This window comes from Halopseudomonas nanhaiensis (assembly GCF_020025155.1).
GTDB lineage: Bacteria > Pseudomonadota > Gammaproteobacteria > Pseudomonadales > Pseudomonadaceae > Halopseudomonas > Halopseudomonas nanhaiensis.
The window spans coordinates 3,162,309-3,187,866 of sequence record NZ_CP073751.1 but is presented as its reverse complement, the minus strand read 5'-3'; the positions used below and the strand labels follow the sequence as shown (position 1 = coordinate 3,187,866).

24 protein-coding genes and 2 tRNA genes are annotated in these 25,558 nt (G+C 60.5%); 24 read left to right on the top strand and 2 right to left on the bottom strand.

Annotated elements, in window-relative coordinates; all coding sequences use genetic code 11:
* The first annotated feature begins 22 nt into the window (after window positions 1-22).
* From carA to KEM63_RS14590, 4 genes are read left to right on the top strand one after another with little or no spacing between them, the layout of a single operon-like run.
* Window positions 23-1,159: a glutamine-hydrolyzing carbamoyl-phosphate synthase small subunit gene (gene carA / locus KEM63_RS14605; protein ID WP_223652912.1), complete on the top strand. Its 1,137-nt coding sequence runs from the start codon at window positions 23-25 to the stop codon at window positions 1,157-1,159.
* A 24-nt stretch (window positions 1,160-1,183) separates the two neighbouring features.
* Entirely contained in the window at window positions 1,184-4,399 is a 3,216-nt protein-coding gene (gene carB / locus KEM63_RS14600) for a carbamoyl-phosphate synthase large subunit (protein ID WP_223652910.1), read from the top strand.
* On the top strand, window positions 4,399-4,875 hold the full coding sequence (greA, locus tag KEM63_RS14595) for a transcription elongation factor GreA (protein WP_223652908.1): 477 nt from the start codon (window positions 4,399-4,401) through the stop codon (window positions 4,873-4,875). Before carB ends, greA begins: the two co-directional genes overlap by 1 nt.
* On the top strand, window positions 4,872-5,294 hold the full coding sequence (locus KEM63_RS14590) for a DUF4149 domain-containing protein (protein WP_341481922.1): 423 nt from the start codon (window positions 4,872-4,874) through the stop codon (window positions 5,292-5,294). The genes greA and KEM63_RS14590 overlap by 4 nt, the downstream gene beginning before the upstream one ends.
* Before the next feature lie 21 nt (window positions 5,295-5,315).
* On the opposite strand, the gene yhbY is transcribed toward KEM63_RS14590, so the two are convergent.
* Entirely contained in the window at window positions 5,316-5,630 is a 315-nt protein-coding gene (gene yhbY / locus KEM63_RS14585; protein WP_223652906.1) for a ribosome assembly RNA-binding protein YhbY, read from the bottom strand.
* 79 nt (window positions 5,631-5,709) lie between these two features.
* Between yhbY and rlmE the strand changes: the two genes are divergently transcribed.
* From rlmE to KEM63_RS14505, 16 genes are all read left to right on the top strand, one after another.
* Window positions 5,710-6,330 carry a 23S rRNA (uridine(2552)-2'-O)-methyltransferase RlmE gene (rlmE, locus tag KEM63_RS14580; protein WP_223652904.1) on the top strand — a complete coding sequence of 207 codons (621 nt, stop codon included), beginning with the start codon at window positions 5,710-5,712 and terminating at the stop codon, window positions 6,328-6,330.
* Between the two features lie 140 nt (window positions 6,331-6,470).
* The gene (ftsH, locus tag KEM63_RS14575) at window positions 6,471-8,417 is read left to right on the top strand and encodes an ATP-dependent zinc metalloprotease FtsH (RefSeq protein WP_223655891.1); all 1,947 of its coding nucleotides are present in this window, start codon (window positions 6,471-6,473) and stop codon (window positions 8,415-8,417) included.
* 5 nt (window positions 8,418-8,422) lie between these two features.
* Entirely contained in the window at window positions 8,423-9,274 is an 852-nt protein-coding gene (folP, locus tag KEM63_RS14570; RefSeq protein WP_223652902.1) for a dihydropteroate synthase, read from the top strand.
* Between the two features lie 32 nt (window positions 9,275-9,306).
* Entirely contained in the window at window positions 9,307-10,653 is a 1,347-nt protein-coding gene (gene glmM, locus KEM63_RS14565) for a phosphoglucosamine mutase (protein ID WP_223652900.1), read from the top strand.
* Between the two features lie 65 nt (window positions 10,654-10,718).
* Entirely contained in the window at window positions 10,719-11,477 is a 759-nt protein-coding gene (gene tpiA / locus KEM63_RS14560; protein ID WP_223652898.1) for a triose-phosphate isomerase, read from the top strand.
* Window positions 11,477-11,863 carry a preprotein translocase subunit SecG gene (gene secG / locus KEM63_RS14555; protein ID WP_223652896.1) on the top strand — a complete coding sequence of 129 codons (387 nt, stop codon included), beginning with the start codon at window positions 11,477-11,479 and terminating at the stop codon, window positions 11,861-11,863. The genes tpiA and secG overlap by 1 nt, the downstream gene beginning before the upstream one ends.
* 13 nt (window positions 11,864-11,876) lie before the next feature.
* A tRNA-Leu gene (locus KEM63_RS14550) sits at window positions 11,877-11,961 on the top strand.
* Between the two features lie 103 nt (window positions 11,962-12,064).
* Window positions 12,065-12,141, top strand: a tRNA-Met gene (locus KEM63_RS14545).
* A gap of 115 nt (window positions 12,142-12,256) precedes the next feature.
* Window positions 12,257-12,712, top strand: coding sequence for a ribosome maturation factor RimP (rimP, locus tag KEM63_RS14540; protein ID WP_223652894.1), 456 nt, complete (start codon window positions 12,257-12,259; stop codon window positions 12,710-12,712).
* A 52-nt stretch (window positions 12,713-12,764) separates the two neighbouring features.
* Window positions 12,765-14,246 carry a transcription termination factor NusA gene (nusA, locus tag KEM63_RS14535; RefSeq protein WP_223652892.1) on the top strand — a complete coding sequence of 494 codons (1,482 nt, stop codon included), beginning with the start codon at window positions 12,765-12,767 and terminating at the stop codon, window positions 14,244-14,246.
* Between the two features lie 60 nt (window positions 14,247-14,306).
* The gene (gene infB, locus KEM63_RS14530; RefSeq protein ID WP_223652891.1) at window positions 14,307-16,820 is read left to right on the top strand and encodes a translation initiation factor IF-2; all 2,514 of its coding nucleotides are present in this window, start codon (window positions 14,307-14,309) and stop codon (window positions 16,818-16,820) included.
* Window positions 16,821-16,966: 146 nt separating this feature from the next.
* Window positions 16,967-17,353: a 30S ribosome-binding factor RbfA gene (rbfA, locus tag KEM63_RS14525; RefSeq protein WP_223652889.1), complete on the top strand. Its 387-nt coding sequence runs from the start codon at window positions 16,967-16,969 to the stop codon at window positions 17,351-17,353.
* A 2-nt stretch (window positions 17,354-17,355) separates the two neighbouring features.
* Window positions 17,356-18,276, top strand: a complete 921-nt coding sequence (gene truB / locus KEM63_RS14520) for a tRNA pseudouridine(55) synthase TruB (protein ID WP_223652887.1) — start codon at window positions 17,356-17,358, stop codon at window positions 18,274-18,276.
* 123 nt (window positions 18,277-18,399) lie between these two features.
* Window positions 18,400-18,669 (top strand): 30S ribosomal protein S15, encoded by a 270-nt coding sequence (gene rpsO, locus KEM63_RS14515; RefSeq protein ID WP_093395250.1) that lies wholly within the window; start codon window positions 18,400-18,402, stop codon window positions 18,667-18,669.
* 89 nt (window positions 18,670-18,758) lie between these two features.
* Entirely contained in the window at window positions 18,759-20,867 is a 2,109-nt protein-coding gene (gene pnp, locus KEM63_RS14510; RefSeq protein ID WP_223652885.1) for a polyribonucleotide nucleotidyltransferase, read from the top strand.
* Between the two features lie 119 nt (window positions 20,868-20,986).
* Entirely contained in the window at window positions 20,987-21,670 is a 684-nt protein-coding gene (locus KEM63_RS14505; protein WP_223652884.1) for a thiol:disulfide interchange protein DsbA/DsbL, read from the top strand.
* A 39-nt stretch (window positions 21,671-21,709) separates the two neighbouring features.
* Here the strand turns inward: KEM63_RS14505 and KEM63_RS14500 are convergent, their stop codons facing one another.
* A complete protein-coding gene (locus KEM63_RS14500; protein WP_223652881.1) occupies window positions 21,710-22,300 on the bottom strand; it encodes a hypothetical protein in 591 nt (196 codons plus the stop codon).
* 292 nt (window positions 22,301-22,592) lie between these two features.
* Between KEM63_RS14500 and KEM63_RS14495 the strand changes: the two genes are divergently transcribed.
* The 4 genes from KEM63_RS14495 to KEM63_RS14480 all read left to right on the top strand — a co-directional run bounded on the left by KEM63_RS14495 (window position 22,593) and on the right by KEM63_RS14480 (window position 25,558).
* Complete coding sequence (locus KEM63_RS14495; protein ID WP_223652879.1) at window positions 22,593-22,862, top strand: hypothetical protein; 270 nt, start codon at window positions 22,593-22,595, stop codon at window positions 22,860-22,862.
* Entirely contained in the window at window positions 22,862-23,392 is a 531-nt protein-coding gene (thpR, locus tag KEM63_RS14490; protein ID WP_223652877.1) for an RNA 2',3'-cyclic phosphodiesterase, read from the top strand. Before KEM63_RS14495 ends, thpR begins: the two co-directional genes overlap by 1 nt.
* Before the next feature lie 66 nt (window positions 23,393-23,458).
* Window positions 23,459-23,995, top strand: coding sequence for a DUF421 domain-containing protein (locus KEM63_RS14485; protein WP_223652875.1), 537 nt, complete (start codon window positions 23,459-23,461; stop codon window positions 23,993-23,995).
* 120 nt (window positions 23,996-24,115) lie between these two features.
* On the top strand, window positions 24,116-25,558 hold the full coding sequence (locus tag KEM63_RS14480) for an iron-containing redox enzyme family protein (protein ID WP_223652873.1): 1,443 nt from the start codon (window positions 24,116-24,118) through the stop codon (window positions 25,556-25,558).

Here is a 25,558-nt window from a genome sequence, read left to right as displayed (position 1 = left end):
TGTCAGCCTTTCGGAGGTTTTCTTGTCCAAGCCAGCCATTCTCGCCCTCGCCGACGGTAGCATCTTCCGCGGCGAGGCCATCGGCGCCGACGGTCACACCGTCGGTGAGGTCGTCTTCAATACGGCCATGACCGGTTATCAGGAGATCCTGACCGATCCTTCCTACGCTCGTCAGATCGTAACGCTGACCTATCCGCACATCGGCAACACCGGTACCACCGAAGACGATGCCGAGTCATGGAAGGTCTGGGCAGCCGGTCTGGTCATTCGTGATCTGCCGCTCGTTGCCAGTAACTGGCGCAAGCAGCAGACGCTGTCGGAGTACCTCAAGGCCAATGGCACGGTCGCCATCGCCGGTATTGATACCCGTCGGCTGACGCGCATTCTGCGCGAGAAGGGTGCGCAGAATGGCTGCATTCTTGCGGGTGAAGACGCCACCGAAGAACGCGCCTTGCAATTGGCCCGCGAGTTCCCCGGGCTCAAGGGAATGGATCTGGCGAAGGAGGTCAGCGTCAAGGATCGCTACGAGTGGCGTTCCAGTGTCTGGTGTCTCGAGACCAATCGCCACGATGAGATTGCCGCCGAGAATCTGCCCTACCACGTGGTGACCTTCGACTACGGCATCAAGTACAACATCCTGCGCATGCTCGTCGCGCGCGGCTGCCGGGTGACCGTCCTGCCGGCGCAGTCGACTGCCAGTGAAGCGCTCGAACTCAACCCGGATGGCGTTCTGCTCGCCAACGGTCCTGGCGATCCGGAGCCATGCGACTACGCGATCCGCGCCATTCGCGAGCTGCTGGAAACCGACAAGCCGATCTTCGGCATCTGCCTGGGCCACCAGCTCCTCGCTCTGGCTGCAGGCGCACGTACGGTGAAGATGCCCAGCGGGCACCATGGTGCCAACCATCCGGTACAGGACATGAAAACCGGACAGGTGATGATCACCAGTCAGAACCACGGCTTCGCGGTGGAGGAGGCGACCCTGCCTTCGAACGTGCGGGCAACGCACAAGTCGCTATTCGATGGCACCCTCCAGGGCATCGAGCTGATCGACAAGCCTGCGTTCAGCTTCCAGGGTCATCCTGAAGCCAGCCCGGGTCCGCACGATGTCGCCCCGCTGTTCGATCGTTTCATCGACGCCATGGCCAAGCGCCGCTGAGCCACCAAGGATTCCAAGACGACTATGCCAAAACGTACAGACATTCAAAGCATTCTGATCCTCGGTGCCGGCCCTATCGTCATTGGCCAGGCATGCGAGTTCGACTATTCCGGAGCTCAGGCCTGCAAAGCGCTCAAGGAAGAGGGTTTCCGTGTCATCCTGGTCAATTCGAACCCGGCGACCATCATGACAGACCCGTCGATGGCCGACGCCACCTACATCGAGCCGATCAAGTGGCAGACGGTCGCCAAGATCATCGAGAAGGAACGTCCGGATGCGGTACTGCCGACGATGGGTGGCCAGACCGCGCTGAACTGTGCGCTGGATCTGGAGCGCCATGGTGTGCTCGCCAAGTATGATGTCGAGATGATCGGCGCCAACGCCGACACCATCGACAAGGCCGAAGACCGCTCGCGTTTCGACAAGGCCATGAAGTCGATCGGGCTGGAGTGCCCGCGCTCCGGCATCGCCCATGACATGAGCGAAGCCTATGGCGTGCTCGACCAGGTCGGCTTCCCGTGCATCATTCGTCCATCGTTCACAATGGGCGGCACGGGCGGCGGTATTGCCTACAACCGCGAGGAGTTCGAGGAAATCTGCGCCCGGGGTCTGGATCTTTCTCCGACCAAGGAGCTGCTGATCGACGAATCGCTGATTGGTTGGAAGGAATACGAGATGGAGGTGGTCCGCGATCGCAAGGACAACTGCATCATCGTCTGCGCGATCGAGAATTTCGATCCCATGGGTGTGCATACCGGTGACTCGATCACCGTGGCTCCGGCGCAGACCCTGACCGACAAGGAATACCAGATCATGCGGAACGCCTCGCTGGCGGTCCTGCGTGAGATCGGCGTTGAAACCGGTGGTTCCAACGTCCAGTTCGGCATCAATCCGGTCGACGGCCGCATGGTGGTCATCGAGATGAACCCCCGCGTGTCGCGTTCATCTGCCCTGGCGTCCAAGGCTACCGGTTTCCCGATTGCCAAGATCGCCGCCAAGCTGGCGGTCGGCTACTCGCTGGACGAGTTGTCCAACGACATCACCGGTGGGCGCACCCCGGCCTCGTTCGAGCCGGCGATCGACTACGTCGTGACCAAGATCCCGCGTTTCGCCTTCGAGAAATTCCCCAATGCCGATGCCCGTCTGACCACCCAGATGAAGTCGGTGGGCGAAGTCATGGCGATCGGCAGAACCTTCCAGGAGTCGCTGCACAAGGCCCTGCGCGGACTGGAGGTCGGCGCCTGCGGTTTCGACTCCCGCGTCGAGCTCGACGCCAGCGACGCGATGACCACGCTGACCCGTGAGCTCACCGTACCGGGCGCCGACCGGATCTGGTATATCGGCGATGCATTCCGCGCTGGCATGAGCATGGAGCAGATTTTCGACCTGACCCGTATCGATCCGTGGTTCCTGGTGCAGATCGAAGACATCATCAAGGATGAGCAGCGGGTCAAGACCCTCAGCCTCAGCGATATCGACTACGACTTGATGTACCGCCTCAAGCGCAAGGGCTTCTCGGACGCTCGTCTGGCGCATCTGCTCGCAGTCAGCGAAAAGAGCCTGCGCCGTTACCGGCACAAGCTCAACGTGCTGCCGGTGTACAAGCGCGTGGACACTTGCTCTGCAGAATTTTCTACCGACACGGCGTACATGTACTCGACCTACGAGGAAGAGTGCGAGGCCAGTCCGAGCGGCCGTGACAAGATCATGGTGCTCGGCGGCGGTCCGAACCGGATCGGTCAGGGCATCGAGTTCGACTACTGCTGCGTCCATGCCGCACTGGCAATGCGTGAAGACGGTTACGAGACCATCATGGTCAACTGCAACCCGGAAACCGTATCCACTGACTACGACACCTCCGACCGCTTGTATTTCGAGCCGGTTACGTTGGAAGACGTGCTGGAAATCGTGCGGGTCGAACAGCCCAAGGGCGTCATCGTACAGTACGGCGGTCAGACTCCGCTGAAGCTGGCGCGCGCCCTGGAGGAAGCGGGCGTGCCAATCATTGGTACCAGTCCCGAGGCGATCGACCGCGCGGAAGATCGTGAGCGCTTCCAGCAGATGGTCGAGCGACTGAATCTGATCCAGCCGGCCAATGCCACGGTGCGCAGCGAAGACGAGGCCGTACGTGCGGCCAACAAGATCGGGTATCCGCTGGTCGTGCGTCCGTCCTATGTTCTGGGCGGCCGGGCAATGGAGATCGTTTATCAGGAAGACGAGCTCAAACGCTACCTGCGCGATGCGGTGAAGGTATCGAACGACAGTCCGGTATTGCTCGACCACTTCCTCAATTGCGCGATCGAGGTGGATATCGACGCCGTATCCGATGGCAAGACCGTTGTGATCGGGGCGATCATGCAACACATCGAACAGGCTGGGGTGCACTCCGGCGACTCGGCCTGTTCGCTGCCGCCCTATTCGCTGCCGGCGGCAATCCAGGACGAAATCCGTGAGCAGGTGCGCAAGATGGCACTCGAGCTCGGCGTGGTCGGCCTGATGAACGTACAGATGGCCGTGCAGGGTGAGACGATCTACGTGATTGAAGTGAACCCGCGCGCCTCGCGTACCGTGCCGTTCGTGTCGAAATGCATCGGCCAGTCGCTGGCCAAGATTGCGGCGCGGGTCATGGCCGGCAAGACGCTGGAAGAAGTCGGCTTTACTGCCGAGGTGCTCCCTCCGTATTTCAGCGTCAAGGAAGCGGTATTCCCGTTCGCCAAGTTCCCGGGTGTGGATCCGATCCTTGGGCCGGAAATGAAATCTACCGGTGAGGTCATGGGTGTCGGCGACAGCTTCGCCGAGGCGTTCGCCAAATCACAGGTGGGTGCAGGGGAAGTGTTGCCCAGCGGGGGGTATGCTTTCCTCAGCGTTCGCGAAGATGACAAGCCGTTCGTCGCTGACGTGGCACGCGACCTGATCGAATTGGGCTTCGAGGTGGTGGCTACCAGTGGCACCGCTCGGGTGATCGAGGCGGCGGGCCTCAAGGTTCGGCGCGTGAACAAGGTCACCGAAGGGCGTCCGCACATCGTCGATATGATCAAGAACGATGAAGTACGGTTGGTGATCAACACCACTGAAGGCCGTCAGTCGATTGCCGACTCCTATTCGATTCGTCGCAATGCGCTGCAGCACAAGGTCTACTCGACCACCACGCTCGCTGGTGGTCAGGCCATCTGCATGGCACTGAAATTCGGTCCTGAACGGACGGTGCGCCGCCTTCAGGATCTGCACGCAGGAATCTGATGATGAAATATCCAATGACCAGGCAGGGCGCCCAGGCGCTCGAAGACGAGCTCAAGCATCTGAAGACGGTCATGCGGCCGCAGATTACCCAGGCGATCGCCGAAGCCCGTGAGCTAGGCGATCTCAAGGAGAACGCCGAGTACCACGCGGCCCGTGAGCAGCAGGGCATGGTCGAGGCGCGCATTCGCGACATCGAGGGGCGTCTGGGTAACGCTCAGGTAATTGATGTCACAGCTATTCCGCACACCGGCAAGGTGATCTTCGGTACCACCGTCGAGATCGCCAATGTCGATACCGACGAATCGGTTGTCTACCAGATCGTGGGTGAGGATGAAGCGGATATCAAGGTCGGCAAGATCAACGTTACATCCCCGATCGCTCGCGCTCTGATCGGCAAGGAAGAGGGTGATGTTGTGGCAGTCCACACGCCCAGTGGCGTGGTGGAATACGAAGTTGTCGAGGTTCGGCATCTGTGACGGCTTCTGCCCCGCTGCCTGCGGTACGTAGCGGCCGGGTAGCCTGGCAGCTGGCCCAGACGTTGTGGGTCGGCGGGGCCTGGATGCTGCATTTTGTGCTGCTGCCCGCGCTGGAGCGTTTCGGCCTGGCACCGTTTCTGGTAGAGGAAATAGGCGCCTTCATGCGTCCCCTGGTGGCAAGCTTCGCAGCCATATGTGCGCTGCTTCAGGGGATCATCTGTTGGAGCGCGCTGGGATCCGGTTGGTGGCGGGATACGCGGGGTCAGGTATTGGGGCTTGTTCTGGCGTCGGCAGCTGCACATCTAGCGGCCGGTTGGTGGTTCCAAGCGGAATACTGGGCGATGTTCAGCTTCCTGCTGCTGTGTTTTGCTGGCCTTGTACTGGTTCTGCAGCCGCGTCCGGATGAAACCGCCCGGTAGGTCGGGCGGTTCGGATGGCGATCAGAAATCCTTGTAACGGACCAGATTTGACAGGTTGGGATTGGCCTTCTTGTTGCGGCGCAGCAGGATTGCCATCTTGCCGATCACCTGCACCAGCTCGGCACCGCTCTGCGCGCAGATCTCATCGATCAGCGCCTGTTTGGTCTCACGGTCAGCCACGCTCAGCCGGATCTTGATCAGTTCGTGGTCGTTGAGCGCGCGTTCAATCTCGGCCAGCACGCCTTCGCTGGTTCCCTGTTCACTGACCAGCACCACTGGTTTGAGGTGATGGCCAATACGTTTGTAGGCTTTCTTCTGTTCGGAGCTGAGCGCCATAATGGTTGTATGCGTTCCCGTTCGATGGAGTGATCGCACTAGTTTAACCGGCGGCAAGGTCCGCTGCACGAGGTAATCCGTGGCTCGATCCAAGACCAGCAAAGGCTGGCTGAAAGAACATTTCGACGATCCCTACGTCAAGCAGGCACAGAAGGACGGGTATCGTTCGCGTGCCAGCTACAAACTGCTGGAAATTCAGGAAAAGGACCGTTTGCTGCGGCCGGGAATGACCGTGCTGGATCTTGGTGCTGCGCCCGGCGGGTGGTCGCAGGTTGCCAGTCGCCTGATCGGTGAAAAGGGCAGAATCATCGCCTCTGACATTCTTCCTATGGACAGCATTGCCGACGTCACCTTCATTCAGGGTGATTTCACCGAAGACGCCGTGTTCGAGTCGATCCTGGCAGCGATCGACGGTCAGCCTGTCGACCTTGTAATTTCGGATATGGCCCCCAACATGAGTGGTACGCCTGCGATAGATCAGCCCCGAGCCATGTACCTGTGTGAGCTGGCGCTGGACATGGCGGCCCGAACACTACGGCCTGGCGGGGATCTGCTGATCAAGGTGTTCCATGGCGAAGGCTTCGACGAGTATTTCCGTCAGATGCGCGATCAGTTCGACAAGTTGATGACGCGCAAACCGGGTGCATCACGGGACCGATCGCGCGAGACGTATCTTCTGGCACGCGGGTTCAAGGGTTAGAGCGGCGACACAGGGCGTTACACAGGCGAATCTGCCGCCCGGGTGGAAACTCGTGTAAGGTAGAACGTGTCATATCTCTATGATTTCAGTCAGGCTCAGTCGTCCAGGCGGCCAAGCAAGAGGGTAGCAATTTGAACGACATGGCGAAGAACCTCATTCTGTGGTTGATCATTGCCGCCGTGCTGGTCACGGTCATGAACAACTTCAGCAGTCCCGCTGAGCCCAATACTCTCAACTACACCCAGTTCCTTGAACTGGTCGAGGATCGTCAGGTTGAGCGCGTCACGGTGGACGGCTTCGAGATCACTGGCAAGCGTCGCGACGGTACCAATTTCACCACGATCCGCCCTGCAATCCAGGATAGCGGCCTGATCGGCGATCTTCTCGACAATGAAGTGATCATCGAAGGCAAGCAGCCCGAGCAGCAGAGCATCTGGACGCAGTTGCTGATAGCCAGCTTCCCGATACTGATCATCATCGCCATTTTCATGTTCTTCATGCGTCAGATGCAGGGCGGCGGCGGTGGCCGTGGCGGTCCGATGAGTTTCGGCAAAAGCAAGGCCCGCATGCTGTCTGAAGATCAGGTCAAAACCACTTTCGGCGATGTGGCAGGTTGCGACGAGGCCAAGGAGGAAGTCAGCGAACTGGTCGACTTCCTGCGCGATCCCGGCAAGTTTCAGCGCCTGGGTGGTCATATTCCCCGTGGTGTACTGATGGTGGGTCAGCCCGGTACCGGTAAGACCTTGCTCGCCAAGGCCGTTGCGGGCGAGGCCAAGGTTCCGTTCTTCACCATCTCCGGCTCTGACTTCGTGGAAATGTTCGTCGGTGTCGGTGCAAGCCGTGTCCGCGACATGTTTGATCAGGCGAAGAAGCACGCGCCCTGCATTATCTTCATCGATGAGATCGATGCGGTCGGGCGTCATCGTGGCGCCGGTATGGGCGGCGGTCATGACGAGCGTGAACAGACTCTGAACCAGTTGCTTGTCGAAATGGACGGCTTCGAAGCGAACGATGGCATCATCGTTATCGCAGCAACCAACCGTCCGGATGTGCTTGATCCGGCCCTGCTGCGTCCGGGTCGCTTCGATCGTCAGGTTGTGGTCGGCCTGCCGGATATCCGTGGTCGGGAACAGATCCTCAAGGTGCACATGCGCAAGGTGCCGTTGGGTGACGATGTGGTGCCTGGCAATATCGCTCGCGGGACGCCTGGCTTCTCCGGTGCAGATCTGGCGAACCTCGTCAATGAGGCGTCATTGTTTGCTGCCCGCGCCGGCAAGCGCCTTGTCGAGATGAACGAATTCGAGATGGCCAAGGACAAGATCATGATGGGCGCCGAGCGCAAATCCATGGTCATGTCGGACAAGGAGAAGCTCAATACGGCCTATCACGAGTCGGGGCATGCGATCGTCGGTCGGCTCGTGCCCGAGCACGACCCGGTCTACAAGGTGTCGATCATCCCGCGCGGCCGTGCGCTGGGTGTCACCATGTTCCTCCCCGAGGAGGATCGCTACAGCTTGTCCAAGCGTGCGCTGAACAGTCAGATCTGTTCGCTGTTCGGAGGCCGTATCGCCGAAGAGATGACGCTGGGATTCGAGGGTGTAACGACCGGCGCGTCGAACGACATCCAGCGGGCGACTCAGCTTGCGCGGAACATGGTGACCAAGTGGGGTCTGTCCGAAAAGCTCGGTCCGCTGATGTATGGCGAAGATGAGAATGAGGGCTACCTGGGTCGCGCTGGCGGCGGCCAGAATGGCAACATATCCGGCGAAACGGCGAAGATGATTGACCAGGAAGTGCGCAGCATCATCGATGACTGCTACGCCACCGCGCGTCGGCTGCTGGAAGAAAACCGTGACAAGCTCGATCTGATGGCCGAGGCGTTGATGAAGTATGAAACCATCGACACCGAGCAGATCAATGACATCATGTCCGGCAGGCCGCCTCGCGAGCCGAAGGGATGGAGCGGCGACGACCGGCAGGGTCCGAGCGCGCCGGTGGAGTCGGAGGATCCTGCTGACGAGCCGCGGCCAGGCCGCGATAAGCCCTCGGACGGTGGCGTCATCGGCGGGCCAGCCGGAGAGCACTGATACAAATGCAGTCCCGCCTAGCAAGCTCCCGGTTGCCGTGTGGCAGTCGGGAGCTTGATCTTTCCAGAGCCCATGTCATGGGCATCCTCAACGTTACCCCTGATTCGTTCTCCGATGGCGGCCGTTATGGTCGGCTTGACGAGGCGCTAAAGCATGCCGAGCGCATGTGTCTTGCGGGTGCAACCATGGTCGACGTGGGCGGCGAGTCGACGCGTCCTGGCGCTGCGGCTGTCTCGGTACAGGAGGAACTCGACCGGGTCGTGCCGGTGGTCGAAGCCGTCGCAAGCCGTCTGGACGTTGTCATATCGGTCGATACCAGTACCGCGCAGGTGATGACCGAGGCCGCGGCGGTCGGCGCCGGATTCATCAACGACGTTCGGGCGCTGCGCCGATCCGGTGCGCTCCTCGCTGCCGCAGACTCCGGTCTGCCTGTGTGTCTAATGCACATGCAGGGCGAACCCGAGACAATGCAGCAGGCGCCCGTTTACGCTTCGGTACTCGATGAAGTCAGCGCGTTCCTCGCGTCTCGGGTAGTGGCGTGCGAAACGGCAGGTATTGACCGTTCTCGCATCGTACTCGACCCGGGCTTCGGTTTCGGTAAATCCCTCGATCACAATCTGCAGCTGTTCGCCGAGCTGGAGAGGCTGCAGCCTGCGGGATTACCGATTCTCGTGGGCGTGTCACGCAAGAGCATGATTGGCCAGGTCCTGGACCGTCCAGTGAACGAGCGTCTGTACGGTAGCGTCGCCCTGGCAGCGCTGGCCGTTGCCAAAGGGGCTAGAATTATTCGCGTGCACGATGTCGCCGAAACGGTCGATGCGGTGCGCATGATCGAAGCGGTGCTGTCCGCCCGCTAAAACACCACAGCAACACATTACAGGACAGCGAAATGGAAAAGCGCTATTTCGGTACCGACGGCATACGAGGCCGCGTCGGCCAATATCCTATTACACCCGACTTCATGCTCAAGCTCGGCTGGGCCGTGGGCATGGCATTCAAACGGCACGGCCAGTGCCGGGTACTGATCGGCAAGGACACGCGGATTTCGGGTTACATGTTCGAGTCGGCACTGGAGGCAGGCCTCTCGGCCGCCGGAGCCCAGGTGCAGCTGCTCGGTCCGATGCCCACTCCTGCCATTGCCTATCTCACGCGAACCTTTCAGGCTGACGCCGGCATCGTGATCAGTGCATCGCACAACCCCTACTACGATAACGGCATCAAGTTCTTTTCGGTCGATGGCAGCAAGCTCCCGGACGACCTTGAGCTCGAGATCGAGCGGCTGGTCGAGGCGCAGATGGAGTTGGTCGGCTCCGACGAGCTGGGCAAGGTTGCCCGGGTCGAGGACGCATCGGGCCGTTACATCGAATACTGCAAGAGCAGTGTGCCGACCAGCACGCGCTTCCGTGAATTCCGGCTGGTGCTCGACTGCGCGCACGGCGCGACCTACAAGGTTGCGCCAAACGTGTTCCGCGAACTCGGTGCAGAGGTCGATGTCATAGGCGCGCAGCCGGACGGGCTGAATATCAACGCCGAGGTGGGGTCGACCGATCTGCGCGCGCTCAGCCAGCGGGTGGTGGAGACGGGTGCGGATATGGGTATCGCCTTTGACGGGGATGGTGATCGGGTGATGATGGTCGACAGCAGGGGTAATGAAGTCGACGGTGATGAGCTGGTGTACATCATTGCACGTGACATGCATGAGCGCGGTCTGCTCAACGGCGGTGTGGTGGGTACGCTGATGAGCAACCTTGGTCTGGAGCTGGGTCTACGGGAACTGGATGTGCCCTTCGTACGCGCCAAGGTCGGCGACCGCTACGTGATGTCGGAGCTGCGGGAGCGGGGCTGGCTGCTCGGCGGTGAATCCTCCGGACACATCCTCTGTCTGAACCATACCTCGACAGGAGATGGAATCATCGCGGCGCTCCAGATACTCAAGGCGCTTCAGCGTTCAGGGCTTCGCCTTGACGAGGCTTGCGAGCGGATGCGCAAGTGCCCGCAGAAGTTGATCAATGTGCGCTATCAGAAGGGCGCTCAGTCGCCTCTGACCGATCCGCAACTGCAGCAGGCCGTTGCCGAAACCGAAGCGCGTCTGGGGGAAACCGGCCGGGTGCTGTTGCGTCTTTCAGGTACCGAGCCGCTGATCCGTGTCATGGTCGAAGGTCAGGACGCCGAGCAGGTTCGAAACGAGGCCGAGGGGTTGGCTGAACAGGTGCGACGGCTGTTTGCGGCGCCCTGAAAAAGTCGTTGTTTCACTTGGGCAACTTGGTTAACATTGGCGCCCGCTTGGGCTGAGAGGTAGGCATGCGACGTTCGCTGGTCGCGGGAAACTGGAAAATGCACGGGACGCGCCACTCGGTGGAGTCCCTGCTCGCTGGTCTTAACCAGCAGGATTGGCCGGAACATGTCGATCTGATGATCGCTCCTCCAGCACTGTTCATCCAGCAATGCCGCGAGGCGTTGGAACGTTCGCCGATTCGACTTGCCGGTCAGAGTTGCGCTGCACAGGCCGAGCCTGGCGCGTTGACCGGTGAAATATCGCCCGCTCAGCTGCGTGATGCCGGGTGTGAATACGTCCTTGTTGGCCATTCGGAGCGTCGTAGCCTGTTTGGCGAAACTGACGAACAGGTTCGCCAGAAGTTCGCCGCCGCATTGGCATGCGGGCTACGCCCGGTGCTCTGTGTTGGGGAGACCCGTGAGCAGCGTGACGCTGGTGAGACGGCCGAGGTGGTAGGCCGCCAGCTGCAGATCGTTCTGGACGCGTTCGGTGTCGGTGGTCTGGCTCAAGGTGTCGTTGCGTATGAGCCGGTATGGGCCATCGGTACAGGTCTGACCGCTTCGCCCGAGCAGGCGCAGGAAGTTCATGGTATGATCCGCGCCCGATTGGCGATGCTCGATGATGAGCAGGCCCAGTGCGTACAGATTGTGTATGGCGGCAGTGTAAAGGCCGATAACGCCGAGGCGCTGTTTGCCATGCCGGATATCGATGGGGGGCTGGTCGGTGGAGCTTCTCTCAATGCAGATGATTTTGGCGCGATCGCTCGCGCCGCAGGACGAGTGTAATGATTGAAACCGTAGTCGTTGTAGTGCACCTGTTGGTGGCGATTGCTCTGGTCGGCCTGGTGCTGATGCAGCAGGGCAAGGGTGCCGACGCTGGCGCATCCTTCGGCTCCGGTGCGTCTGGCACGGTATTTGGCAGTCAGGGTTCGGCTACTTTTCTTAGCCGCTTGACAGCCGTGCTGGCGACTGTATTCTTTCTGACTTCGTTGGGTCTGGCCTATTATGCCAGCCACCAGGCGAACCAGATTCGTGATGCCGGTCTTCCCGATCCGGCCCTGCGAAGCGCACCGGCAGCGCCTGTCGCACCGGTGGTCAGCGAAGATATACCTGTTCTTGAAGAGCAGGTTCCTCAGGCCCCTGCGACGGATGATGTTCCTGCCGTCGAGTAAGCCTCACAGTTTTGCGGAAGTGGTGGAATTGGTAGACACGCTATCTTGAGGGGGTAGTGCCTCCGGGTGTATGGGTTCGAGTCCCATCTTCCGCACCAATCAGACAGGGCCTGCCTCGTGCAGGCCCTGCTTGTTTTCAGGGTCAGGTATGCCGGTTGTCTTGTTCGACAGCGGGGCGTATAATTCTTGCCCTAGATTCGACGCGGGGTGGAGCAGTCTGGTAGCTCGTCGGGCTCATAACCCGAAGGTCGTAGGTTCAAATCCTGCCCCCGCAACCAGTCAAGGCCCCTTTTCAGGGGCTTTTTGTTAGCTGTCTGGACTCCTTTTGGAGTGGCCAGAACCAGGATGGGCTTTAGGCCCATTTTTTATTCATGCGATGAAAGGACGGTGAATTTGTCCGGCAAAGTATCCGAGTTGGAGGCCTTGTTGGCCCCGATTGTCGAGGCTTTGGGCTATCGTTGTTGGGGTATCGAATATCTGTCCCAGGGACGCCATACGTTGCTACGTGTGTATATCGATCATCCCGAAGGTGTCAGCGTCGAGGCCTGCGCCGCGGTCAGCCGCCAGGCTAGTGCCGTGCTTGATGTGGAAGATCCGATTTCGGGCGACTACACCCTTGAGGTTTCCTCACCGGGTATGGATCGGCCGTTGTTCACGCTTGAGCAGTTCGCCGAAAGTATCGGCGAGCAGGCCAAGATCAGATTGCGCGTCCCCTATGAAGGGCGGCGGAATTTTCAGGGTGTCATACGCGGTGTAGAAGGCGACGAAGTCGTATTGCAGGTAGAGGATCATGAGTACCTCCTGCCCATCGACTCGATCGACAAGAGCAATATCATCCCGCGGTTTTGAGCATAGTTCGGGCTCCAGTGGCCCCAATGGATGGCGTTAGGCGAGGCATACGATGAGCAAAGAAGTGCTGCTGGTTGTGGAATCCGTTTCCAATGAGAAAGGCGTACCACCCGGGGTGATATTCGAAGCCCTGGAACTGGCGTTGGCTACGGCCACCAAGAAGCGCTACGAAGACGAGGTCGACGTTCGTGTGGTGATCAACCGCAGCACCGGCGCCTACGACACCTTCCGCCGCTGGACCGTGGTGCGCGACGAGGACTTCGAAGAGCCTGACATGCAGTTGACGCTCGACCAGGCGCAAGCTCGTGATGAATCTCTGAACTACGGCGATGTGATCGAAGAGAAGATCGACTCGGTCGAATTCGGCCGTATCGCTGCGCAGATCGCCAAGCAGGTTATCGTGCAGAAGGTGCGCGAAGCAGAGCGTGCCCAGGTCGTCGATGCCTACCGCGACCGTCTTGGCGAAATCATCAGCGGTACCGTGAAGAAGGTCACCCGCGACAGCGTCATCGTCGATCTCGGCAACAACGCTGAAGCGGTATTGCCGCGTGAAGAAATGATCCCGCGCGAGACATTCCGTACCGGCACGCGTATCCGTGCGTTGCTCAAGGATATCCGCACGGAGAATCGCGGTCCGCAACTGGTGTTGTCGCGTAGCTGTCCGGAAATGATCATCGAGTTGTTCCGCATTGAAGTGCCGGAAATCGCCGAAGAGTTGATCGAGGTGATGGGTGCGGCCCGTGATCCAGGCTCGCGAGCGAAGATCGCCGTGCGCTCGAAGGACAAGCGTATCGACCCGCAAGGTGCCTGCATCGGCATGCGCGGCTCGCGCGTTCAGGCCGTATCCGGGGAGCTCGGCGGTGAGCGCGTCGATATCGTGCTGTGGGACGACAATCTCGCTCAGTTCGTTATCAATGCGATGGCGCCGGCCGAGGTTGCATCAATCATTCTCGATGAAGACACCCATACGATCGACATCGCCGTTGCCGAGGACAATCTGGCCCAGGCTATCGGGCGTAGCGGGCAGAACGTGCGCCTCGCCAGCCAGTTGACCGGCTGGACGCTGAATGTGATGACCGAAGAAGCTATTCGCGAGAAGCAGGAAGCGGAAACCGGCGACATCCTGCGTAACTTCGTCGAAGAGCTGGATGTCGACGAAGAGCTGGCACAGATGCTGGTCGAGGAGGGCTTCACCTCGCTCGAAGAAATCGCCTATGTGCCGATGGAAGAGATGCTGGACATCGACGGCTTTGACGAGGACATCGTCAACGAGCTGCGGGCCCGGGCGAAGGACCGCCTTCTGACCAGGGCGATCGCCAACGAGGAGAAGCTCGAGCAGGCCCAGCCTGCCGAAGATCTGCTTGGTATGGAAGGAATGGACCGTGCGTTGGCCTTTCAACTTGCCGCCAAGGGTGTGGTGACGATGGAAGACCTGGCTGAACAGTCGGTCGACGACCTGCTGGAAATCGAAGGTATGGACGAAGCGCGTGCCGGCGAGCTGATCATGGCCGCTCGGGCGCCCTGGTTTGAATAACCGGTCGGCGAGCACTACCACGCTGCGGAAACGCACGGACCCGACTGAGGAGAGAAGTTAATGGCGGAAGTGACGGTCAAAGAATTGGCTCAGGTAGTAGGCACTCCGGTTGAGCGCCTGCTGCAGCAGATGCAGGAAGCCGGATTGAAGCAAACCAGCCCGGACCAGCAGGTCTCGGATGACGAGAAGCAGGCGCTGCTGGCTTACCTCAAGAGCGCGCATGGCGACGCTGGCGGCGAGCCGCGCAAGATTACCCTCAAGCGCAAGACCATGAGCACGCTCAAGGTCGCAGGGAGCAAGACGGTAAATGTTGAGGTGCGGAAGAAGCGCACCTACGTCAAGCGTGACCCTGCAGACGCGGAAGCGGAGCGGCAGAGGGAGCAGGAAGAATTGCGTCTGGCCGAAGAGGCCCGCGTTGCGGCCGAAAGCGAGGCCCGGCGTCAGGCCGAGGAAGCGGCGCGTCAGGCAGAAGAAGCCGAGCGCCAGGCTGCCGAGCAGGCGGCTGTCGCCTCAGCTGAACCTGCAGCGCCTGCTGCGGTCACTCCTGAGCCGGCGATCATTCCCGAGCCGGTTGTAGCGCCTGCGCCGCCACCGTCTGAGCATCCGAAGAAAAAAGAAGAACATCGTCGCAAGCCGACCCGTGCGGAAGATGAGGACGAACGTAATCGTCGTCGTGCCGGCGGCGGAAAGGACAAGGGCCGTAGCGCGCCTCGCGTCACTGAAGATGACGAGAGCATGGCGCGCCGTCGCGGCGGTGGTGGAAAGCTCAAGGCGCACAAGAAACGTAACCAGCACGGCTTCGAGAAGCCGACAGGACCGATAGTGCGAGAAGTAGTCATTGGTGAGACGATCACGGTTGCCGAACTGGCCCAGAAGATGTCGGTAAAAGCTGCCGAGGTCATCAAGTACATGTTCAAGAACGGCAACATGGTGACCATCAACCAGGTGCTCGACCAGGACACCGCGACCATCGTTGCCGAGGATATGGGCCACAAGGTCAAGCAGGTTCGTGAAAGCGCAGTCGAAGATGCGCTGGTCGAGTCCATGCAGCACGAAGGGGAAGAAGTCAGCCGGGCGCCGGTTGTGACCGTGATGGGCCACGTCGACCACGGTAAGACCTCGCTGCTGGATTATATCCGTCGAGCCAAGGTGGCGGCTGGCGAAGCAGGCGGCATTACCCAGCATATCGGTGCCTATCACGTAGAAACCGACCGCGGCATGGTCACGTTCCTCGACACGCCCGGCCACGCGGCGTTTACCGCCATGCGTGCCCGGGGTGCCAAGGCGACTGACATCGTGATCCTGGTGGTCGCGGCTGACGACGGCGTCATGCCGCAGACCGAAGAAGCGGTGCAGCATGCCAAGGCTGCCGGCGTCCCGCTGGTCGTTGCCGTGAACAAGATCGACAAGGAAGATGCGGACCCGGATCGTATCAAGAACGATCTGGCTGCACGTGACGTGATCCCGGAAGAGTGGGGCGGCGACACCATCTTCGTTCATGTCTCGGCCAAGGTCGGTACCGGCATCGACGAGCTGCTCGAAGCGGTTCTGCTTCAGGCAGAGGTTCTCGAGCTCAAGGCGCAGCCATCTGCGCCGGGCCGTGGTGTGGTCGTCGAGTCGCGTCTGGACAAGGGCCGTGGTCCAGTTGCCACCGTGCTCGTGCAGAACGGAACGCTGAGCCAGGGCGACATCGTGCTGGCCGGCGTCAACTATGGCCGGGTCCGCGCCATGTATGACGAGAACGGCGTACAGATCAAGCAGGCCGGGCCATCCATTCCGGTTGAAATCCTTGGCCTGGATGGCACCCCGGACGCCGGTGACGAGCTGACCGTTGTGCCTGACGAGAAGAAGGCGCGTGAAATCGCCCTGTTCCGTCAGGGCAAGTTCCGCGAGATCAAGCTGGCTCGTCAGCAGTCGGCGAAGCTCGAAAACATGTTCGACAACATGGGCCAGGGCGAGAAGAAGACGCTCAACATCGTCATCAAGGCCGATGTGCGTGGTTCGCTGGAGGCGTTGCAGGGTTCGCTGTCCGAGCTGGGCAACGACGAAGTTCAGGTCAAGATCGTTTCCGGCGGTGTCGGTGGTATCACCGAGACCGATGCGAACCTGGCGCTGGCGTCCAATGCGGTCCTCTTCGGCTTCAACGTTCGTGCTGACGCCACCGCGCGCAAGATCGTCGAGAATGAAGGCCTCGATCTGCGCTACTACAGCGTGATCTACGAGATCATCGACGACGTCAAGAAAGCGCTGTCCGGCATGCTCGGCAGCGACGTTCGCGAGCAGATTCTGGGCGTGGCTGAAGTGCGCGACGTGTTCCGCTCACCCAAGTTCGGCGCTGTCGCTGGTTGTATGGTCATCGAGGGGGTCGTCTATCGAAACCGACCGATCCGCGTACTCCGCGAAGACGTGGTGATCTACGAAGGCGAACTCGAGTCGCTGCGTCGCTTCAAGGATGATGTAGGCGAAGTGCGTAACGGCATGGAATGCGGTATCGGCGTGAAGAACTACAACGATGTTCGGGTCGGTGACCGGATCGAGGTGTTCGAGCGCGTTCAGGTAGCGCGTACGCTCTAGATCCAGCTGGAAGCGCCAAGCGAGAAGCGACAAGCGGTCCGAGAGGGCCGTTTGTCGTCTGTTGAGCCCCATGCCGGTGCATCGGCCCCAGGTCGGCTCGAATATTCAATGGGCTTGCAGGTTGTAGCCTGCAGCTAGAGGTACATATGGCGAAAGAATACAGTCGTACCCAGCGCGTTGCGGATCAGATGCAGCGCGAGCTGGCCCTGCTGATCCAGCGCGAAGTGCGCGATCCGCGCCTGGGTATGATCACCGTGACCGCTGTGGATGCGAGCCGCGATCTGGCCCATGCCAAGGTGTTTTTCACCCTGCTCGGCAATGACTCCGACGAGGATGTCGCGCTCAATCGCGAGATTCTCAATGAAGCTGGCGGGTTCCTGCGTATGCAGCTGGGGCGCGTGATGAAGCTGCGCAGCATCCCGCAATTGCATTTTCACTACGACGAAAGTATCCGTCGTGGCGTTCATCTGTCTTCGCTGATCGATCGGGCTGTCGCCGAGGATCGTGAGCATCAGAAAGACGACAAGGAGTGACAGTGGCGGGTTCGCGTAGCAAGCGGCGGGATATCAGCGGGGTGCTGATCTTCGACAAGCCACTGGGCATGAGTTCGAATGCGGCGTTGCAGAAGGTGCGCTGGCTGTTCAATGCCAGCAAGGGTGGCCATACCGGCAGCCTGGACCCTCTGGCCAGCGGCGTACTGCCCCTGTGTCTTGGAGAGGCGACCAAGTTCTCCCAGTTCCTGCTCGATGCAGACAAGGTGTATGTGACTGAAGCACGCCTGGGCATGACGACGACGACCGGCGATGCAGAGGGTGATGTTCTGACGACCAGCCCGGTTTCGGTAACCGAAGCGGAGGTCCTACAGGTGCTACCACGCTTCACCGGCGACATCGAGCAGATTCCGCCGATGTACTCCGCGCTCAAGCATGAAGGGCAGCCGCTGTACAAGCTGGCGCGGGCGGGGGAGGTAGTGGAGCGCAAGGCGCGATCTGTTACCATACAGCGCTTGAAAATGCTGGGCCTGCAGGGCGACCGGCTGCAGCTTGAGGTGCACTGCAGCAAGGGTACGTACATCCGTACGCTGGTCGAGGACATCGGCTCGGCCTTGGGCTGCGGAGCGCATGTGTCACAGTTGCGCCGCACCGAGGCCGGCCCATTCGATCTGACCCGCTCGGTCACGCTCGAATCGCTTGAAGCGATGCATGCCGAGGGGGGCGCCGAGGCTCTCGATCAGCTGTTGCTGCCTAGCGACAGCGGACTGGGCGACTGGCCTGTCGTCAGGCTGACGGAACAGACCGCGTATTATCTGAATCATGGTCAGGCTGTCCGCGTACCGGGTAGCCCGGCGTTTGGCATGGTGCGGTTGTACGATCAGAATGATGTGTTCATCGGTATCGGCGAGATGACCGATGATGCCCGCGTCGCGCCCCGGCGTCTGATGCGATTCGAGCCCTGATCGGGGCTCGACGAAGTTGACCCGTTCGGGTCACAACGAGGGTGGCTGTCAACAGGCACGGTCATACCTCGATTTAAAACACGGGATTTCGCTCCCGGCCTGTTACCTCAGAGGAAAGCTGTCATGGCACTGAGCGTCGAAGATAAAGCTGCAATCGTAAACGAGTACAAGCGTGGGGAAGGTGACACCGGTTCTCCGGAAGTCCAGGTAGCTCTGTTGACCGCAAACATCAACAAGCTGCAGGGTCACTTCAAGGACAACAAGAAGGATCACCATTCCCGTCGCGGTCTGATTCGCATGGTCAACCAGCGCCGCAAGCTGCTGGACTACCTGAAGTCGAAGGACCTTGCTCGTTACAGCAGCTTGATCAGCAGTCTGGGTCTGCGTCGCTAAGCGACCGCCCCCTTTGGACATGTCCGGGCCGATACCCGGACATGCCCAGGATTCCGCCCGAAGGCAAGACAAGAGAAGAGAGAAGACAAGTGAAACCTGTAATCAAGCAATTCAAGCTGGGTAACAGCACGATTACCCTGGAAACCGGTCGCATCGCCCGTCAGGCCACCGGTGCCGTACTGGTCAGCATCGATGACGCCGTCAGCGTACTGTGCACTGTGGTCGGCGCGAAGAACGCCGACGCCGGACGCGACTTCTTCCCGCTGTCTGTTCACTACATCGAAAAAACCTACGCCGCCGGCCGCATCCCCGGCGGTTTTTTCAAGCGTGAAGGCCGCCCGACCGAGAAGGAAACCCTAACCTCGCGTCTGATCGACCGTCCGATCCGTCCGTTGTTCGCTGAAGGCTTCATGAACGAAGTGCAGGTTGTCTGCACCGTCGTCTCGACCGACAAGACCACTGATCCCGATATCGCAGCGCTGCTCGGTACCTCGGCGGCGCTGGCTATCTCCGGTCTGCCGTTCAACGGACCGATCGCCGGAGCCCGGGTCGGCTTCGACCAGAACAATGGCTACATGCTCAACCCCAATTACGAGCAGTTGAAGGCTTCGCGCCTGGACATGATCGTCGCCGGCACCGAAGAAGCCGTGTTGATGGTCGAGTCCGAAGCGCAGGAACTGACCGAGGACCAGATGCTCGGCGCCGTGCTGTTCGCCCACATGGAATTCCAGCCAGCCATCGAGGCTATCAAGGAACTGGCCGCGGAAGCCGGCAAACCCGCATGGGACTGGCAGGCAGCACCTGAAAACACCAGCCTGCTCGATGCTATCCGCAGCGGCTTCGGCTCCGGCATTTCCGATGCCTATACCATCACCGACAAGCAGGCTCGTTACACCCGTCTGGGCGAGCTGCGTGATCAGGCGATCGCTCAACTGTCCGGTGACGAGGAAGGCAAGCCGTCCAAGGGCGAGGTCAAGGACGCTTTTGGCGAGATCGAGTACCGTACGGTTCGCGAGAGCATCGTCAACGGTAATCCGCGTATCGACGGGCGCGACACCAAGACCGTGCGCCCACTGAATATCGAAGTCGGTGTGCTCAACCGCACCCATGGTTCCGCACTGTTCACCCGCGGCGAGACTCAGGCGCTGGTCGTCACCACGCTGGGTACCGCACGTGATGCGCAGCTGCTCGACACGCTGGAAGGCGAGCGCAAGGACCCCTTCATGTTCCACTACAACTTCCCTCCCTATTCGGTGGGTGAAGCGGGTCGCATGGGTGGTACCGGTCGCCGTGAAATCGGCCATGGTCGTCTGGCGCGTCGCGGTATCGCTGCCGTCATGCCCGACATGGACCAGTTCCCCTACAGCATCCGTGTGGTCTCCGAGATTACCGAGTCCAACGGCTCGAGCTCCATGGCTTCGGTCTGCGGTGCCTCGCTGGCTCTGATGGATGCCGGCGTGCCGCTCAAGGCTCCGGTGGCTGGTATCGCCATGGGTCTGGTCAAGGAAGGCGAGAAGTTCGCCGTTCTGACCGACATCCTCGGTGACGAAGATCACCTGGGCGATATGGACTTCAAGGTGGCTGGTACCGAGAAGGGTGTCACCGCGCTGCAGATGGACATCAAGATCAACGGTATCACCGAAGAGATCATGGAAATCGCGCTGCACCAGGCGCATGACGCCCGTCTGCACATCCTCAAGCAGATGAACGAAGTACTGCCGGAATCGCGCAAGGAGCTGTCCTCCAACGCGCCGACCATGATCAGCATGAAGATCGACGCCGAGAAGATTCGTGACGTTATCGGCAAGGGTGGCGCAACCATCCGCGGGATCTGCGAAGAGACCGGTGCGTCGATCGACATTACTGATGACGGCACAGTGAAGATCTTCGCTGCCAGCAAGGACGCTGCCAATGCTGCCAAGGCACGGGTAGACGGTATCACCGCTGAAGCCGAGATTGGCAAGATCTACACCGGCAAGGTTGAGCGTATTGTCGATTTCGGCGCGTTCGTCAGCATCCTGCCGGGCAAGGACGGCCTCGTTCACATCTCGCAGATCGCAAACCAGCGTATCGAGAAGGTGACCGACGTCCTGCAGGAAGGCCAGGAAGTTCGCGTGCTGGTGCTCGACGTGGACAACCGTGGCCGTATCAAGCTGTCGATGAAGGACGTTGAAGCAGCCGAAATCAGCGGCGTCTGATCACTGGCTGAAAAGAGAGCCCCGGTCTATCCGGGGCTTTTTTATGCCCGGCGTACCCATGGCGCTTGGCGCGCTGGGCCAAACAGGGCAGCATGGGTGCACAGAACAGGAGACCAAGCATGATCAATCAATCTGAATCGTTCCGCTGCAGCGGCTGGCTGAAAGGAGCAGGTCGCACGCTCGCCGTGGTTGCACTCGGGATCAGCGCCGGCGCCTGGGCGGCAGACCCCATCGAGGAAGGCGTGGATTATCAGGTGATCCAGTCAGGCGACGGCGTAACGACCGAAGGTGTGGTGCGCGTGGAGGAGTTTTTTGCCTACGGCTGCCCGCACTGTCACCATCTTGAAGAGCCGCTGGAGGCCTGGGTCGAGAAGGCTGGCGACACCGTAGCGTTGATCCGGTATCCGTTGCCGTTCAGTGAGAACAGCGTGGCTCCGACTACGGCGTTCTACGCTGCGCAGCAGGTGCTGGAAGCGGAAGGCAATGCGGCCACGTTGGCGAAGATTCACGGTCCCGTATTTCATGCTATTCACGAGGAACGTCGCCTGTTCGCCAACGCCGAGGAAGTACGACAGTTCTATGCCGAGCAGGGTGTAGAGGTGTCCGCGGAGTCGTTTGCCCGGGTACATGGGCAATCGGCCGAGGCGCTGGCTCGCAAGGCCTATAAAACGTTCCAGACCACACAGGCTCGAGGCGTACCGACGCTGGTCATTGACGGCCGTTATGTGGTCGGTGGAAAGGGGCCGGAACGGACCGTCGAAATTGTCGACGCACTGGTGGCGAAGGTGAAGGCGGAGAACTGAGCCAGCGCGGCGCCTCGAAGCGCCGCTTCGCTGCCTAATTTACCGTGGGAGGACCGACACTACCTTGCGTGGGTCGAAGTCTTCCCAGCTTCCGTTTCGGATAGTTCCGTCGGCCTGTTCCAGCTCGATTGCGCCGTGAGTGCGCAAGGTGCGAACCACTTTCTCGAACTCGTCCTCCGGGACGGTGCTGCCGAGGTCTACAGCGACATGTATACCCGCTTTGCGCTCGGTCACGTCACCGTCATGGACCTCGGCGTGCTCCTCAACGACCTCGTCTGCTTCCGAGTCGGTGTCTGTCGACCGCATGGCGCCCATCAGCGAGCCGGTGTAAGCGCCGATTCCGGCGCCTATCGGGACGCCCAGCGGGCCGGCAACCGGCGTGGCAGCGATGCCCGCTACCGCGCCGACTACCGCACCGATCCCACCACCTGCCAACGCGCCTTTGCCGGAATCTCGTGAGCCCGGTGAAGCCGCTTCGTCCCCGCCGATCGGATAGATGTCATGCTGCCCATCCGGGTTGACATAAAAATGAGTCATCCGATCTTCAGGAAACCCCGCATCGCGTAATGATGCAATAGCTTCCAGGGCGTGCTCCTGGTCTGGCATTAGCGCCGCTATGATGGTGCTCATGAGATCACCTCCGAACATGGTTCTGCAGCAGTGATTGTTCTGCTTTCGACCCTGCTCGGTCGCTTTCATTCCACGAACAGGGCCGGCACGCCGCACAATCCGTGCTCCTCGCTGCTCAAGCCGCCCGGCATGGCCCGGATTGTCCCCACCTTCGATGATCGCGCAGCGCTGTCCTAGAGCCATCGGGCACGACGCGGTCATCTCGCCATGCAGCCCCTCCATTCACCTTCTAGACTTGCAAGAGAATGTTTAAACGTTGTCTCAGCCTTCGAATCGATTAAAGGGGTATGCAATGCCGGAGTATTACATTTGCTGCAGCGATGCCACCAAGCGCGACTGCCACGAGCATGTACGCATCAGGCTGGATATCGTCGATCTTACTGAGGAGCAGATCGATGCGATCGAACAGGGTCAGGCGTTCCCGGTGTCGAAAGCACAGGTAGAGGCGAGCGATCTGGAGCTCGATGGTGAGCAGCAACGATCCCTGGAGGCGCAGGGCTGGGTGTCCTGGCATGTGGACATCGAAGCGGTGTGCGACCCCTGTGCTACCGAAGCCGATTGATGCGTCGTCTGTTCATCGGTATCGAGCTGCCGGACGCTCTGAAAATCGCGGTCCGGGAGGCGTGCGCCGGCTACCCGGCGTCCCGCTGGCAGCAGAGCTCCCAGCTGCACCTCACGCTTCGGTTCCTCGGTCAGGTTCCTGATCACCATGCGGCGACCCTGGACGCCGTGCTTCAGACCATCGAAGCAGAACGCTTTGAGCTGGCCATCGCCGGGGTCGGGTGTTTTGGCAGCGTCCAGGATCCGAGAGTACTTTGGGCCGGCGTGGCCCCCACCGCTCCGTTGGAAACGCTGCATCGTCAGGTCGATGACGCCCTGCCGCTTGGGCTGGCTTCGGATGGGCGGGAATTTCGGCCCCATGTAACGCTGGCCCGCCTTCGCCCCCAGGGCGTGCCGGCGGACGACTGGTTGCGTCGTTACGCCGATCTCTGCTCGGCTCCCTCAGTCATTACCGAGTTCGCCTTGATATCCAGCGTCGCTACTGCGGAGGGTTCGCAGTACACGGTCATCGGTCGCTATCCGCTTGCCTGAACCGGTGCACTGGATCTGGTCCTCCAGCGCCGTGTGCGCGTCCGTTTCATAAAAAGGAGATGCTGCATGTTCTTCGAGTCATGGGAGGGGGTAATTCGTACCCTTACAGTCGGGCCGCTGGCCTACCTGAGTCTGCTTCTGCTTTTGCGCGTGTCGGGCAAGCGAACGTTGTCCAAGCTCAATGCGTTCGACCTTATCGTCACCGTGGCGCTGGGCTCCACTTTGGCAACCGTGCTGCTTTCCAAGGACGTTCCGCTGGTCGAGGGCGCCGCCGGCTTCGCTGTGCTGATTGTCGCTCAGTACGTGATCACAGCCCTGTCGGTCCGTTTTGCATGGGTGCGGCGTATCGTCAAGTCTGAGCCCCGGCTGCTCTACTATCGCGGAGGCTGGCTGGACGATGCCCTGCGGCGTGAGCGAGTTACTCAGAAGGAGGTGCTGGCAGTCGCGCGGTCGAGTGGCTTCGCCGACCTCAGGGAGGTAGACGCAGTCATCCTGGAAACCGACGGCAGTCTGAACGTACTTGGCAAGGTTGAAGCGGTAGGGCTGTCCACGCTGTATGACGTCAAGGGGCATCCAGATGAAGCCGGACACCCACTCGCCTAACGCTCGCTTCGTCAGATAGACGGAATTTTCCCCGCTCAGGGCTATCTCACGTAGGCGCTGATGAGCTCCACACCCGGCTCATCGTCAACCGGGCTTAACGCCCTGGATTCGGGAGTGCCGATGTCTAGCCTTTATTCCATACCCGGCGATCAGCAACTGGTCCCGCATGATTGTGCGAGCGGTACCGTGCGCTCGCTGTATCGATCGATGCTGGAGACGCCTGATCATCCGGAACACAAGAACGAAGCGCGCGAGTTCCTCAACCAGCAACTGCAGCGCGCCGCGCACCTGACGGACGATATGCCATCGGATCCGGCCGCTTTGCTGGGCTGGATGGAAAGTCGCGCGCAACGGGTCGGCGAACAGTATGCCGATTACCTGGAGCAGCGCAAGGCCGGCCACCCACGGCGTTTTTTCAGCTGCCGTTCACACGCCCTATGGTTCCTTCAGCAGGTCGCACCGACCAAGCTGGTCGACGGCGCCTGGCTGTATGGAGTTTTACAGCACTGGCAGGACAGCCGCTTTCATCCGCTACTGCGCACCTACCTCGAAGAGCTGGGCGACGGCGATCCGGCTCAGAATCACGTGGTCCTGTACCGGAAGCTGCTGGCCACTACCGGTTGCGAGCCGTTGCCTGATCTGGCTGACGAACTCCATGTGCAGGGTGCCGTGCAGCTGGCGCTCGGGTACCACGCCGACGAGTTTCTTCCCGAGCTCATCGGATACAACCTGGGTTACGAGCAGCTCCCGCTCCATCTGCTGATCAGCGCGTTCGAGCTCAATGAGCTGGATATCGATCCGTACTACTTCACGCTGCATGTAACCATCGACAATGGCAGTACCGGCCATGCGCGCAAGGCCGTTCAGTCGGTGCTCGATGGCATACCGGTCGCGGGTGACAGCGAGGTGTTCCTCGAGCGTGTCAACAATGGCTACAAGCTGAACGACGTCGGCCTGGGCTCTGCAGCGATCATCGAGAGCTTCGACCTTGATCAGGAGCTGATCGACATGCTCGAACGCAAGCGTGTATTCGGTCAGCACATGCACTCCGATTACTGCAGGATCGAAGGGCGAACGGTGAACCAGTGGCTGTCGGAGCCAGGTCTGGCCAGACAGTTCCTCGCAGCCTTGCAGAATCGCCACTGGATCAAGCGAGGCGAGGATCCGCGCGCGAGTCGTTTCTGGAATCTTGTTGACGGTCCGGACGCGCTGATGTTCGGCGTGTTCAGCCCCTTCGAGAAGCAGCTGCTTCATGACTGGATCGCCGACGGCTGGTTCGGCGAGCCGAGCAGTCGGCCGGCCAGCGGTGCAAAGCCCGCGCCCTTCCGCCCGGCACGGCGCAAACGCGGTGGAAGCAGTGCGGCCAGCTCGCCCCCGGACCCGGTCACCAGCGTCGGAACCGAACCAGATCCGGACGTGTCGCAGTTGCAGGCAGAGTTGTCCCTGCTGACTCCCGCCGAGCGCGTGCAGCGGCTCATGGATCTCATGTCACCGGGCACTCATGCGACCCCGGCAGGGCTGTACGCCACGCGCCTGTTCGCAGAAATGATAGATCGAGGATGA